Below are 14,497 nucleotides of genomic sequence, written 5' to 3'. Positions count from 1 at the left end.
GTTTAACAAGTGAGCAAACTTATCATGAGATTTTGTTAAATTCGCTGGCTTATCTGGGCTTTTCATCTGTCACCGAAGTTGATCAGATGACATTTGCTGAATACGCTCTTCGGATGGAAGCTTGGCAAATTCGAGAGCTATATCAGAAAAAGAAACTGGCGATATCCGCTTACTATAACCAAGCTATTCAGGCTACTACTGGCGGAAAGAATCCTAAACCGCTATATCATAATCTTGATGAATTTTTCAAAGGTGTTGGAATAACGGCCAATGAACAAGCAATTTACAAAACCTATGGTGATGAATATATGCTTCGCAAACCTACAACCGATACCGAAAAGGCCAATGAAGTCTTTAGGCAACGGATGCAGCAATTCGAAGAGTTGAAACGCCGTGGCCTGATTGATATGGAAGCTTGGAAAAAACAATAAGAAAGGAGGAAGAACATGGCAGAAGAAATGAGCGTTCAGGCGGTATTGTCGGCAGTAGATGCCAACTTCACGGCAACAATGGAGAAGGCCGTTAATGAATTAGCAGAAGTTCAAGCAGGGTCAAACAATATGGGAAACTCAGTTGTAAGATCAGGAGCGTTGATTGGCGCTGGAATGGCGGTTGCTAATGCGGCCATTGGAACAGTCAAGAAAGCTCTGTCCGAAGTGATTAGCACGCTTGAAGAGAATCAAACAGCTTGGGCTACATTTAGTGGCAATATGAGTTATCTTGGAAAATCTAGAGGGCAAATTGAGGCGATCCAGAAAGATCTACAAAGCTACGCTCAGCAGACGATCTACTCATCTGCTGACATGGCTAGTGCTTACAGCCAGTTTGCCGTTTTAGGTGTTAATAACGTTGAAAAATTAGTTAAAGGAATGGCCGGACTGGCGGCGTCTGCTGATAACCCTAAACAAGCCATGCAGTCGTTATCGCAACAAATGATTCAAGCTGCCGCTAAACCAAAACTACAATGGCAAGATTTACAAATCATGCTTGCAGAAGCTCCCACTGGTATTTCAAAAGCAGCGGCTGCTATGGGCAAATCAACCAGTCAATTAATTAATGACGTGCAAAACGGGAAAGTAGAAACTTCAGATTTTATTGAAGCGATCGAAAAGGCTGGTAACACCGAATCGGCTCAAAAGCTGGCCACTAGTTACAAATCGATTGGTCAGGCAATGGATGGATTGATTGAATCGATAACTAACCAATTGACTCCACTTTATAATTCACTTACACAGATCGTTAGTGGGCCTATTCAATCGTTAATTAACCTGATTGATGGAAATGGGACAGGATCTAAGATTTTTAAGATAATGGCAGCTGGAGCGGCTGCCTTTGCAGTAGCATTAACCACCATCAGCGTGGCTACATTAGTTGCCGCTGGAGCACAACGAATTTACAATGCCGCCTTGGCTGCCAATCCGATGATTATGACTATTGCAATTATTGCGGCAGTAGTGTCAGCATTAGCGGTGTTCTTTACTCAGACAACTATCGGTAAAAAAATTTGGAAAGGATTTACGGATTGGTTTGGTCAAGTTTGGCGTTCACTTTCATCAATCATTACGCCAATTTTTACTGAAATTAAAAATAATATAGCAAACGCTGTACCGATCATCCAAGCGGCTTGGCAAGGCTTCATGACCTGGTTCCAAGGAATTTGGCAAACAGTAGGCCCAGTTGTTTCTGCAGTATGGAACGGAATTACAACCGCAGTCAGCACTGTTATTACAACAATCCAGACAGCATGGCAAGGATTTGTTACGTGGTTCCAAGGCATTTGGAACTCAATTAGCCCGGTAGTTGTACCAGTAATTCAAGCAATCGTTGGGATCATTGCCACTATGTTTACATCGTTACAGGGCTTATGGACGATGTTACAGCCAGCTTTCAGCTCAATTGGTACTGCATTAAGCACGTTAGCTCCGCTATTTTCTGCACTATGGGGATACATTCAACAATTATGGACACTTATTCAGCCAATTGTTCAGTATCTCATTAGTACATTAGGCCCTGCGTTGGCGGTTGTTATTGTTGGTGCAATTATGGCAGTCATCACGTCGCTAACTAGTTTATCGATAATCGTTTCAACAATTGTTGGAGTAATCCAGGCAACTGTAGCTACGACTGTCGCTACATTTTCAATTGCATTTACCATTATTAGTGGTGTTATTCAAACATTTGCAGTGATTTTTCAAACAGTTGGTCAAATAATCGTAGCCGTATTTACTGGTAATTGGAGCGCAATTCCAGGAATCGTTAAAGGCGGTTGGAACAAAGTAAGCAGAATTTTCAGCAACACAGTCGGATCATTAAATAAAATCGTAGCAAACTGGGGCAACTCGCTGATACAAGCCGGTAAGTCAATCATGGACGGTTTCTTAAACGGTCTCAAAGCCGGCTGGAACGCGGTCACCAAATTTATCGGTGGAATTAAGGACTGGATTGTTAAACATAAAGGGCCAATTAGCGATGATGCGGTTGCACTGATTCCAGCTGGGCAGGCTTTCATGCAAGGTTTAAATGCCGGATTGCTATCAGGGTTTACCGATGTTCAAGATAACGTTATGCAGATGTCAGGATGGATTAACGATGCTATTAATCAATCCATCGACACTATCAACGGCTTTAAGTCTGCTGATAATATGTCGGTGAACAATGATTTGAACAGGACGATCACTAGCCAGTCAATTACTGATGTCCGTGCCGATAACCGATATGGGAATCTTGAGGCGCTGGTTCAAACGGCGGTAAACAAGTTAGATAATATCGATCAAACACCAGTCGTTACTGTGGACACTCTTAATACGATGAATCAATATCAAAATGGAGTGAATGCTAAGAATTACAGTATGATCAAAGGACGGTGGTGAAATTGTGATTAAAGTTTTTTCAAATAGAACTGATAAGCCGAAACAATACGGCTTTGTTTCGATCGATGAAGCACCAGATAAAAACACCGTGGGCTATCATCCGGTCGAGATTGCAGTTAGTGACAATGCAACTGATTGGGTTAGTATTTATGACCATCCCGATCTTGAAGGAGTACATGTTGTTGACACACCAGCAATTTCTGCATCATCGCAGTCAAATACTAGTCAAAAGTTAGGAATTAATGACGGGAAATCACTAGTTTCAAGTTCTTTTGATCAACGTGAAATCAAGATGACACTTAGATTTGATAGTCGAGATGGATCAGATAGTCGATTGGCTTATGATGCACTTCAGCGTTTCCTGGTAACTCGTGAACCTTATTGGATCTGTTTTGCGGACTTTCCGGAACGGATGTACTACGTCAAGGTTACTGGTGTTGATAATACGACCTTTAACGACTGGGGATTTTTAGTTGAGTATACATTAACTGATCAGCTCGGTTTAAGTCGGTCAATTGGTACTACTGGTGATCAAAATAATTATCTCTTAGGCTTTGGAAACAACGAGTTATTAACAGCTCCGCCCCAATATAGCTTTAGAGGACCAGCGTTTACCTTATATAATCCTTCAGATATTGTAATTGATCCTGAACGGCGCGGGCATCCATTTAAGATGATTCTGGAAGGGTCGGCAAGTGGTGATATGACCATTAGGAACGCTACAACTGCTACCTCAATCGCTCGTAAAGGTGCCTGGTCTGGTAAATGGGTGTTAGATGGTGTTAATCCATTCCTAAATGATAAAAATGACGGGATTAATACTGACCATGGAATTATCACTCTACAGATTGGAGATAATAAATTTGAGGTTTCCGGCTTTGACGGGGAGCTTAAGTTTGATTATCCAGTGTGGTGGTTATCATGAGTAAGAATTATAACGTTCGATCGTTTGTAACGATTACCAATACGGAGCAGACAGAATCGGAATTAGTTAATTTTGCTGATCTGCATGATACATTCAATTTCGATTTTGAGTTGTCAGGTAAGAAGGAAATATCATTCACACTGACCTATTGCTCAGGCTTTGAGCGTGTCTTTAACATGGCTAAAGTGAAGGCTTTTGTTAATTATGACAATGAATCCTATATCATTGAACAAGTTGAACCGGTGATTAATGAAAATGGCTTGCTGCAAAACAAAATTAAGGCAAGCCATCAGGTGTTTGATAATCTTAAAAATCTGCGTTATGACAGCGATCCTGAAGCGACATCAGGTACGAACACAAATAATGATGTATCGGAGTCAACTTCGAATGGGATAACAACAAAGCGAACCGGTGAAAAGAAAACTTATGATCTTAAGGATCAGTTGGAGGTTTTTTTCACCGGGGTCGATCGAAACTCCCTTAATTATGAATTGCATGGTGAGTTCGGTAAAAAGTCGTGCCCGTTAAGTGATGGAACTGTCTTAGAGTGGCTTAATTCTAACTTGTCTACTTATGGTGGTGTTTACTTGGTACAAGGGCACACGCTACATATTTATACGTATGAAGCATTAAAGCATGTCATCGATCTTGATTTTAGATATTTATATAACGTAAGCAAGTCAACGATCCAATCAGATGTTAATAATCTAGTTAATGTCCGAAAAGTATATGCTGGAAAGATGGAGGACACATATTCCTCAGACGGCAGCACACCAGGGGTGACGACAAGTCAAAATGGCGACTGGAGCGACGCAGTTAAAAATGCTGCTACCCTGATGAACGTTTCAATCGACAGTAATGGCGTTAGCTTAGTTCTAGCTCAAATTAAATTAGAATCTGGTGGCAATGAAAAAGCGATTGGTGGCAACGATGGCTTATCTGATGGTAATGCAAAGGGACTCCTACAGTTCAAACAAGCAACATTTAACAAATACGCGGTGGATGGGCACAAAGACATTATGAATGGCTTTGACCAGCTATTGGCCTTCTTCAACATTCCAAATGTCTTAGCTCAAATTAATGGGCACACTGGCTGGTCACCAACTGGCGAAAGAAGATCCAAAACCATTATTAAGCAGCCTAGCAGAGCACAAGAAGTAATTGATTATGCTAAACAAAACGTTGGTCTTCCCTATGCGTGGGGCGGACCACGAGGGGTTGACCAGGTTGTATCAACTGACTGTAGCGGTCTCATAAGCAATGTCTATAAGCACTTCGGGATCACAATTGGAACAGTTACGTATTCACAGTGCCACGATGGAAATCGGATTGATCGTTCACAGGTTCAAACGGGTGACCTTGGATTCTATGATCCAGGCCCTCACCATGTTGTCATGGCACTTAACAATCAACAAGCGATTCAACAGCCAGAACCTGGCGAAGTATGCAACGTCTTCAACATTGATTCTTATGCGCCGTCTTATTGGATTCGGAACGATCAGATGGCGGCTTTAGTTGGTGGTGTTAGTGGTGATACAGGGTCAACTAGCTCCAGCTCACGGACTTACTATTCTATTAAGTTTGAATACCGTGATGAGGACAGCATCAAACAATATCATGTACATGTTGGCGAACCTTTGAAATTAGATGCAATCTATGATGAAAAGGAAGCCCGTGAAGAAGCTGCTAGACAGACTCAAAGTCAACCAGTTGTCTCACTTGACCTTGAGGTTGATAGTTCTAAACTACAAAGCATTATCCAAGATAGATTGGATAAGACAGACGAACTGGTATCAATCAAGCTTGGTGATCAAGTCCACGCGATTATACCGGAACAGAATATCAATACTGATGTAATGATCACGAAGATTTCTGGTAATGATGTCTGGTTTAACCCCAATGCTAGTCTGAAATATACATTTAACAATAACAACAACGCCTTGAAGGACGTTAATGCAGCTTTATTTCAAGATATTCACGAAATTAGGCATAATGTTAATGATGTAAGTAATTGGTTAGGAAACAATATGACCTTAACTTCAACAAACCGATCATGGCTAGAACAATATCGTAAATCAACGGAAACCAAGTAGGAGGTGATTACAATCAATAACCAATTGGATGACGCAATTAGCATTAACGACTTGGTAACGGCGGTTAGAGCGATTGGTGACCAATCCTTAATAGCAAATGATGCAGTTAAACAGATGATTTCTGATCTAAATTATAAGGTGGTGCAACCGACCATTGTGTCAGCTAATGAGACGGCGAAACAGGCGGATGCATTAGTTGAGAAATCGAAAGCCTATGATGAGGCCATCAAGGCCCAAGATGAAGCTCTAACAGAAGCTAAGCAAGGCGCTAACGATGCGATGATCAGAGCTAAGAGCGCGTGGGACGTGGCGACGAGCGCTACGAATGCTGCTAGCAGTGCTCAATCTGATGCTAAACAGGCCACTAGTAGTGTGGCAGCCTTGTTAACTAGCGTGGACACCCTAAAAGGTACCGTCACGGGCTTACAAGCCGAGAGCACCATGCAAGCCAGCGAGATCCGAAACAAGGTTACCCGGTCCGACGTAACCGGCATGCTAACCGGCTATGCGACGCAAGAGTACACGCAATCAATCGCTACACAGAAAGCTGACGAATGGAATTTGAACTTAATCAAATTAAAAAATGATACTCAAACCAGCGTAACTAATCTATCAGCAACGGTGGACGGCATTAAGGGAACGGTCGCTACTAAGGCAGATCAATTGACTGTTACGGAACTAAGCAACCTGATTCAGACCAAAGTATCGTCGGGCGACTTTACCAGTGCAACGACGCAGCTTAAAAATGAGATTAATCAGCGCGTGCAAGTTGGCGACGTGATCAGTCAGATCAATCAAGAGGCCGGCGGAAATACGTTGATTCAGGTAAGCAATGGGAAGAAATCGCTAATCCTTGATGCGGGAAACACGATTATTACTGGCAAAGCATGGATACCTGGCGCGGCCATTAGTGATTTGTCGGCGGATAAGATCACTTCCGGAACCATTGCCACGGGTGCTTTAAAAGTGAACCTAAATCAGGGTTTGATTGATTTCCGAACGGGTAATGGGTCAGGAACCTACTTTACTAAGGATCAAGTGGTGTTTAGTAAAAATAATGTAGAACCAGGCTTTATTGGGATTGCTGGTTCACCGATTAGTAATACCACGACCAACGAATTATCCATTAACTATCATGGTAAGAATAAAGGTGGCTTTGCGGTTCGCGACATTGATAATCTGGATCGGCAGGGCAAATTAATTGTCTCTAATGAAGACAATCGGTGGGAAGTGCATACGAACAATGCCACCTATTCCAAATTAGTCGTTGGTAATAAAGATCCCTATTTCGAGTATCATTATGGGACCGGTCTACAGACCGATGTGATTAATGGCTTGTATCTTGATCTCTCGGGACCCAGCTTAAAATATAAGACGGTATCGCAAGTGACGGGAACGGGAATCAACATTCATGATGCCTTGATTGACATTCATGGGGATAATACGATCTCAGCCGTCGGATGCCAGCTGCGGGTGCAAGGTTGGTCATGGGTGGCCGGTTATGTAGAAGCAATGGGACATTCACTGCATTCAGCCCTCTCATTAAAGACCAACATTGAGCCCTTAGATACGGCAAGGTCGTTAGCACTAATTAATCAAACTGATTTGACAAGTTTTACTTTCAAGTCAGAAATAGCCACGGGAAGTAATTTCCGCCATTTTGGGCCAATTATTGATGATGTCAATCAAGTAGCCCAATATAATACCCCGCCCGAATTTATCGCAGCTACTTATGGAGACGCCCCGGCGCGGGACGATGACAATATTATCGGGGCCTTGATGGGGGCGGTCCAAGAATTGACGAAACGATTAGAGAAAGTTGAGGCAAAAGCTTAATGGAATTTAACTTAGAGGAATTGACAAAAGCGTTTGCGGAAAAGCTGGGTAGCTTACAAGCAGAAAATACGGTCTTGCAAGTGCAAGTTAACAAACTTACGCAAGCTAACCAAGATCTGCAAACGCAACTAGATAGCTTAAAGAACGACAACGAAGAATCAACAGAAAAGGCAGGTAAATAATCATGGCATATCAAATTCGACCAACTCAAATTACATACGCACTTGATGAAAAGGGGCAAACGGAATACGTTGAAGTAGCACTCCTTGGAACAGAACCAACCACGAACGGCTACGCATCTACTCGTGTGCGGATCATGCAAGCGGACTTATCTGGAGCACAAACTTTTGACAATCTTAATCGTGTCGTGATCGTTAATTTAGCGCTCAAGCTTAGCCGGAACTACTTCACAAATGACGCTTTAACCGCATCATCAACGGCTAACACGGCAGATAACGCAAGCGCTGCTGATACCACTAATACCGCTAGCTTGACATCAACGACAGATAGTGTCGCTCTATAGCAAGGAGGTAGCTTATGGCTACTAAACTTATTGTGCTTGGGGATTCTATCCTGTGGGGCGTTACGGGGTGGGGAGCTAGCCACCCTAGAGCGAATCCGACGATCCCCGATGCCATTGGAACAACGCTGGGCTGGACGGTTGATAACCAAGCTATTGGTGGTACACGTTGGGCGGACGTTGATAACAAGGACAACTTCCTTGAACAAATCGTCAAGTTCAACTTTAAGAACTACGATGTGGCCCTTTTGGGCTATGGGATCAACGATTTCGACGACTTCCCGCACTCAAGTCCTAAGCAGATTACATCCGCTATGTCGACTGGAATCGCTAAGATGAGATCAGATAATCCAACAATTCGGATTTATATCGAACTACCAACACCTAGTTTTGCTAAAGGATCCGATGATGGTGCTGTTAACGAAGCAGGTTATAGTCAACGCCAAATCTATGACACGATCAAAGATGAGGCGACGACACTCAAATTGCCATCGTATGATTGGCGAGACAATCCACTGATCACATATAGCAATCGAGAACAAACTTTAGGCGATGGTCAGATCCACCCAGTAAACGCTATCCAACAACAGATGGCGGCAAGGCTGGCAAGCTGGATTAAATCGATTGAGCCGAACTACAATGCTACTTACTTAACGGCTAAGCAGTCGGCAACATCGACTGAGAGCTCGTCAACTGGTGTCACGGTAGATCACGCCAATACGCCATCGATTGACTGGTCAACGCTGGATAACAGCGGATCAAGCCAATCATCAACAACGACGACAGCCACGCCAAAGTTTGACAAGATTAGCTTAGAGACAATCAATGCAACGTCTGAGCTTAATTCAAAGTTAAACAGCAACATCAACAAGCTCATCAACGCTATTTGTCAGATTGCGGGGGTCAATGCCACTGAAGTTGGTTGGACAGCTAAATCATTTACCTTACTAAACCGTGCGTTTCGGAATTATCTGATCGACACGGTTTTATTATTGCGTCAAACCACCATCGATCTACTCGGCTCAACCGAAATTGACGATGGTAACGGCAATCTAGTGAGTGTGGAGGCAATGACGCCACCAACCAGCTTAATCATTGGTGATGTGATTACCAGCCTTAATGCTGGATTTAAAAACGCTCAAACAGCACTTAATCTTATGATTGACAATCTCAATCAGTCTTACTAATGAAAGGAGTTATTTATGACAGAAAAATACGCAGGCCACCACTACACGCCGATTGACACCACTTTACCGAGTGATGATACCACGGCAATCCAAGAATTAAGTGGCCGTCAAGGCGATAACATGCGGACAGCCTACTTGCAACTCATGCAGACGTCGGGCGGTGTGCAATCATCCTGGAACTTATCCGGCTACACGATCAAGCTATCTGGCAAGGATAGTGCAGGGGTGGTCAAAACGACCACTACGGCTAGTGTGGTTAATGCTACGAAGGGGTTGGTAAATCTCTCCATCCCGAGTGCTTTTTATCAAGCGGCGGGCGACTATCAACGGGCTTTCTTGCAAATCTTAAAGGACAGTCAAGTAGTCTCAACGGTTAATGTGGGCATTAGTGTCTACGAAAACGGGCTGGCTATCACGACCAGTCAATCCGAACTCTACTTAGATAGTGTGGCACAAGCGGAACAATCAGCCTTAGCTTTGTATGATCCATTGACCACACAAACCAAGGCATTACAAACAGCACAAGATGCCATGACAACTGAATTGAAGGCTATGCAAAACACCATTGAATCGACTGGTGTGGCTAAGGTTGGGTCAAATCAAACTTTTAGCGGAACACAAACCTTTAACAACGCCACCGTTACTGGGACGTTGACCGCTAACGCACTCGCTGGTAACGCTTTGGCAGCAATTCAAGCAATGGTTGGTGGATTGGTTAGCGACAGTGGAGTAACCGCCAAAGGGTTAACTATGATTAATGCTCAAAATAAATCATTGCGGATGCGCCAAGTCAAGATTGGGACAGTTAACATGCTGTTTCTAACTGGGTCATTAACGTGTAACAACGCTCTGCCAAAATGGGGTGGATTCCAAGATTTTGTAAAAATCGGACCACTTGAGGGGCAGCCTAACGTCATGATGCTTAACCCACTGCAAGTAGCGGATGCAAACTCGACGCTATGGCTAAGCCTCAACGGCGCGACGCTGCAAGTACAAGAAGTTGGTGATCAAAGCAATCCTGCTAACTGGTACTGGAACTTAATGCAAATCTTTATCTGGTAGGAGGTGGTTGAATGGCTGATACATCAATTTTGGGTGACGATGTTGTCTTAACTCTTAATTTGCAAGATGACGGGACTATCCAAATTAAACAATCAGATTTAGCAAAACTCTTGCCAACGGTTGATGCCTCAACTGGCGATTGGCTCGTTAGTGGTGTTGATAGTGGAGTTAGAGCTAGAGCTGACACAGTAGCGATTAGTTCGTCGACTTTCAACTGGGTCATCAACGGATCAGACACTGGAGTCACTGCTCTTGGGGCTCAAGGAACCAAGGGCAATAATGGTGATGCCGGGGTTAGCTTTGCGATTAATTCGGTGACGATTGGTGACAGTGCATCCGTCACTAACTCCGGAACAACCAGTGACGTCAAACTCGATATCGTTTTGCCAAAGGCGACGGATGGTAAGAACGGTATAACGCCTAGCTTTAAGATCGGCACAGTGACGACAGGTGATAGTGCCAGCGTAACGGATAGTGTCGATGGGACAACACACACGCTTAGCTTCGTGATTCCAAGGCAAGATCTAAGCGCATACACTGCCACGGACGCTCTAACCAAGCTCTTGACTGACAAGGTGGATAAATCAACGCTGACTAGTTACTACACAGCTAGCCAAATGGACACCAAACTGTCTAACAAGGCAGACTTATCAATGGTAGCTAATATTGTTGATAAGGACACGGTGGCAACGCTAAGTGACAAGGTCAGCAAACTCCAAGATCAGGTTAACAGTCAAGCTCAAACGATTGTCAAGCTACAAGACCAGGCCAATACGCTAAGCGCTAAGCTAGCGACACCAACGACACAGGAAAGTAGGTGATTAAACTTGCCACCACATCAATTAATGGGACTCGGCTGGGATGAGATCGCTTCAATCATTACGATCGGAGTATCAATGCTTGGCGGGCTCCTGTATGTCATACGGTTAGCCTTGCGACCAACCAATCAGTCGTTGAATCAGCTTACTGAAACCATTAAGCAGGAGCGGAGTATCAACGACCAACAAGACAAAATACTTGACAATCACGAAACACGGATTATCAGGCTAGAAGATTTTAGGAATTATCACGAAAAAAAGAAGGACGACTAAAAATGAACACACAGACGATTGCACAATGGATTGTGGCGGTCGCTATCGCTATCTTAACGGCTAGCACGCCTTATCTATCAAACTTACTTAAAAACAACACAGCAGCTAAAACAGACGCCAATTACGTAGCTTATCTAGCTCAATACGCTAAGGAGGCCGTTGTCATGATGGAAAAGATCGCTAGTGATGGCTACGTGCCAGAAAGTGCACAACTTCAAGGAGCGGTCACTTACGTTAAGGAGGCCTTGGTTAAGCTGGGCTTTACGGCTACTACTACAAAGGAACTAACTAACGCCGTGGAAGCAGCATACGCACAACTCAAGGCGGATGGTGCTTTAGACTCCTACCCAGCCGTGACGAAAGAAGAATCTGAATCAAAGCAAGCTAGCCAGTTAGATAGTCAAAGCGCCAGCTTATCGGCTAGTGTAGCTGAATCACAACTTGCTCAGGCTAGTCAAACAGCTAGTGAATCCGTTGCCGCATACAACAGTCTCAGCGAAAAAGGGGAAGTAAAATAGATGATTAAAAATAAAGTCAAATGGGGAGCGGTCGCATTAGCGTCCGCTTTTATTTTGGGCACCGCACCAGTAATCGCCAATGGATCATCCAAGACGGATGATGCCGGATCTAAAGTGACGTACAAGGTTGATGGTAAGACGATCAAAGACCAATGGCTCTACAAGTGGGGTAATAACTACTACTTCAATGCTGACGGTTACCGCCTGACTAACAAAACCGCCAAGATTGATGGTACCGTCTACCACTTCAACGATGATGGAGTCATGGTCAAGGACGGCTTTAGTGATGATGGTAACTACTACTACGACGCTACCGGTGAGCAAGTAACCGACTACTTCTACACCAACTGGGGCCACACGTACTACTATGGTGCGGATGGCAAGCGGTACACTGATCAATTTTATAGTAACTGGGGTAACACCTATTACTTTGGAAGCGATGGGGCTCTGTACCAAGATCAGTTCTACTCTAACTGGGGTAACACATATTACTTCAAACCGGACGGTGCGTTAGCTCGAGATTACGTGTACAGCAACTGGGGCCATAGCTACTACTTTGACAAAGATGGAGTTTTAGCCAAGAATCAAGACGTAACCATCAATGGAGCTACCTATCACGCAGATGTGGATGGGGTCTTGCAAGGGGGAATTCAAACCGGCGATTATGGCGTGGATGTTTCCAGTTTTCAGGGAACTGATTTGAGTGGCTATGCGGCCAACGGGGCCAAGTATGCGATTGTTAAGGTTACTGAAGGAACCGGCTATATAAACTACAATGCCTCTGGTCAAATTGCCAGCGCTCAAGCGAATAACTTGTACACGATGGCTTACCACTTTGCGACCTTTAGTAACGACAGCTATGCCGCCGTTAATCAAGCTAACTTTGCCGTCCAACAAGCCCAAGCCGCCGGCTTACCAGCTGGCAGTTACCTCTGTCTCGATTGGGAATCTGGTGATGGCAACTACATCTATGGCAACACAGAAGCTAACACACAAGCAATCCTGGCATTTATGCGGACGGTTCAAGCAGCCGGATACAAGACGATGCTTTATTCTGGGGCAAGTGCTTTCCGGAATAATGTCAATATTTCTGAAGTTTTGGCTGAGTTTCCTAACTCTCTTTGGGTCGCTAGCTATCCAACCACCAGTGCTCAATGGCAAGCAGATATGAACTACTTCCCAAGCATGAATGGGGTAGCCATCTGGCAATTTGCCGATAACTGGGCTGGATTCGGTGTTGACGGTAACATCGCCGTAACCAATGTTAATTAGCTTATGGATTGGTCAAAGTTAATCAATCTGATTGTTGATATTGCAATCGGGCTAATATTAATCTGGATAGTAACTCATTAATTTAATACCGCTTAGTTGATACTATAAAAGCCCTACTAACTGGCAAGAATGCTGGTAGGTAGGGCTTTTTTTGTTGTGGAAAGATTTAAATTAATTAGCCAAAAATTATTGAATATACACGGTTAACAGTGTATTATAATAAGTAAAAGGAGGATAGTTATGAAAAAGCGCAAAAGAAAAGAGCTTGAAGCAGTTAAACTAAACAAGCAAACATCGATCATCAACCTAGCAACGGCAATTGTTAATTTGATCATGATGATTTGGAACTTGTTAAAACACTAAAATCAAGCTCGAAGAGGTCACTGGCCTCTTCTTTAGTATATCATAAAGGAGATATAAAATTATGAAACTTGCACTCTTTACCCGTAACCTAAGTATAGCAGTATTAATAATTAGTATTATCGCATTAATTTACACGGTGGTGACATCATGGTAACAGAGGCCAGAAAAAAAGCCAATAGGAATTGGGACGAGAAGAATAAGAGCCGGAAAGCCTACCTTAGCTGGCGATCTAGGGCCCGGTCATTTATTACTAAGGCCGCTACTAAGGATGACCTTGAAGAATTGCAACAGCTGATCAAGGTTAGAATTGAACAATTAGATTGATCAAGATATAATGAGATGACAAAAGGAGATGAGGTTATGAGTGAGCTAATTACAATTGCATCAAGATCAATTAGTGACGCTGTTAAAGCTTTTAACTTGCTTGGGTTATCTCAAAAGGAGTTGAATCGTCGCAATGATTATAAGAACGTTGGTGGATTTACCTATTCTGATTGGGAAAAAGTAGGCCATGATATGAACAGAAGTTTAATCTCTTTATCAAAGAAAGATGATATTTCAGTTTCTGATCACGATGTAGATAAAAAATAGGGACTCATATAGGGCCCCTTTTGTTTTGCAAGGCTACCGCATCCAGTAGCAACCTTTTCTTGTGTACAAATTGTGTACATGACTGATAACTCATAATGATTCATAATTACTCATTTACTGATATATCAAGGATTGATAATTCATAATTGCTCATAATTATTCCTAAAAA

16 protein-coding genes are annotated in these 14,497 nt (G+C 43.3%); all 16 read left to right on the top strand.

Features of this window, described 5'->3' with window-relative positions; all coding sequences use genetic code 11:
• Positions 1-86: 86 nt before the first annotated feature.
• On the top strand, positions 87-431 hold the full coding sequence (locus PS3_RS09785; protein ID WP_141566735.1) for a hypothetical protein: 345 nt from the start codon (positions 87-89) through the stop codon (positions 429-431).
• Positions 432-446: 15 nt separating this feature from the next.
• Complete coding sequence (locus PS3_RS09780) at positions 447-2,870, top strand: phage tail protein (protein WP_050950819.1); 2,424 nt, start codon at positions 447-449, stop codon at positions 2,868-2,870.
• Between the two features lie 4 nt (positions 2,871-2,874).
• Positions 2,875-3,795: a distal tail protein Dit gene (locus PS3_RS03940; RefSeq protein ID WP_007122131.1), complete on the top strand. Its 921-nt coding sequence runs from the start codon at positions 2,875-2,877 to the stop codon at positions 3,793-3,795.
• A complete protein-coding gene (locus PS3_RS09775) occupies positions 3,792-5,888 on the top strand; it encodes a phage tail protein (protein ID WP_050950818.1) in 2,097 nt (698 codons plus the stop codon). Before PS3_RS03940 ends, PS3_RS09775 begins: the two co-directional genes overlap by 4 nt.
• 3 nt (positions 5,889-5,891) lie before the next feature.
• Positions 5,892-7,724 (top strand): tail fiber domain-containing protein, encoded by a 1,833-nt coding sequence (locus tag PS3_RS03930; RefSeq protein ID WP_141566734.1) that lies wholly within the window; start codon positions 5,892-5,894, stop codon positions 7,722-7,724.
• Positions 7,724-7,906: a hypothetical protein gene (locus PS3_RS03925; protein WP_040468057.1), complete on the top strand. Its 183-nt coding sequence runs from the start codon at positions 7,724-7,726 to the stop codon at positions 7,904-7,906. Before PS3_RS03930 ends, PS3_RS03925 begins: the two co-directional genes overlap by 1 nt.
• Before the next feature lie 2 nt (positions 7,907-7,908).
• Positions 7,909-8,247, top strand: a complete 339-nt coding sequence (locus PS3_RS03920) for a hypothetical protein (RefSeq protein WP_040468056.1) — start codon at positions 7,909-7,911, stop codon at positions 8,245-8,247.
• Positions 8,248-8,261: 14 nt separating this feature from the next.
• On the top strand, positions 8,262-9,431 hold the full coding sequence (locus tag PS3_RS09770; RefSeq protein WP_050950817.1) for an SGNH/GDSL hydrolase family protein: 1,170 nt from the start codon (positions 8,262-8,264) through the stop codon (positions 9,429-9,431).
• Positions 9,432-9,446: 15 nt separating this feature from the next.
• Positions 9,447-10,493: a BppU family phage baseplate upper protein gene (locus PS3_RS03910; RefSeq protein WP_040468055.1), complete on the top strand. Its 1,047-nt coding sequence runs from the start codon at positions 9,447-9,449 to the stop codon at positions 10,491-10,493.
• An 11-nt stretch (positions 10,494-10,504) separates the two neighbouring features.
• Complete coding sequence (locus PS3_RS03905; protein WP_050950816.1) at positions 10,505-11,314, top strand: hypothetical protein; 810 nt, start codon at positions 10,505-10,507, stop codon at positions 11,312-11,314.
• A gap of 6 nt (positions 11,315-11,320) precedes the next feature.
• Positions 11,321-11,584, top strand: a complete 264-nt coding sequence (locus PS3_RS03900; protein WP_040468054.1) for a hypothetical protein — start codon at positions 11,321-11,323, stop codon at positions 11,582-11,584.
• 2 nt (positions 11,585-11,586) lie between these two features.
• A complete protein-coding gene (locus tag PS3_RS03895; RefSeq protein ID WP_050950815.1) occupies positions 11,587-12,102 on the top strand; it encodes a phage holin, LLH family in 516 nt (171 codons plus the stop codon).
• On the top strand, positions 12,103-13,374 hold the full coding sequence (locus PS3_RS10440) for a GH25 family lysozyme (RefSeq protein WP_050950814.1): 1,272 nt from the start codon (positions 12,103-12,105) through the stop codon (positions 13,372-13,374). It abuts the gene before it with no gap.
• A 240-nt stretch (positions 13,375-13,614) separates the two neighbouring features.
• Positions 13,615-13,737: a hypothetical protein gene (locus tag PS3_RS10740; protein WP_268869362.1), complete on the top strand. Its 123-nt coding sequence runs from the start codon at positions 13,615-13,617 to the stop codon at positions 13,735-13,737.
• 147 nt (positions 13,738-13,884) lie between these two features.
• Positions 13,885-14,061 carry a hypothetical protein gene (locus PS3_RS10435; protein ID WP_176662250.1) on the top strand — a complete coding sequence of 59 codons (177 nt, stop codon included), beginning with the start codon at positions 13,885-13,887 and terminating at the stop codon, positions 14,059-14,061.
• 36 nt (positions 14,062-14,097) lie between these two features.
• Positions 14,098-14,328 carry a hypothetical protein gene (locus tag PS3_RS03880; RefSeq protein ID WP_040468052.1) on the top strand — a complete coding sequence of 77 codons (231 nt, stop codon included), beginning with the start codon at positions 14,098-14,100 and terminating at the stop codon, positions 14,326-14,328.
• Positions 14,329-14,497: the final 169 nt, after the last annotated feature.

It is taken from the genome of Limosilactobacillus gastricus PS3, assembly GCF_000247775.1.
Lineage (GTDB): Bacteria > Bacillota > Bacilli > Lactobacillales > Lactobacillaceae > Limosilactobacillus > Limosilactobacillus gastricus_A.
Note: the sequence above shows the minus strand (reverse complement) of the source record. Positions and strands in the feature narration are given on the sequence as shown.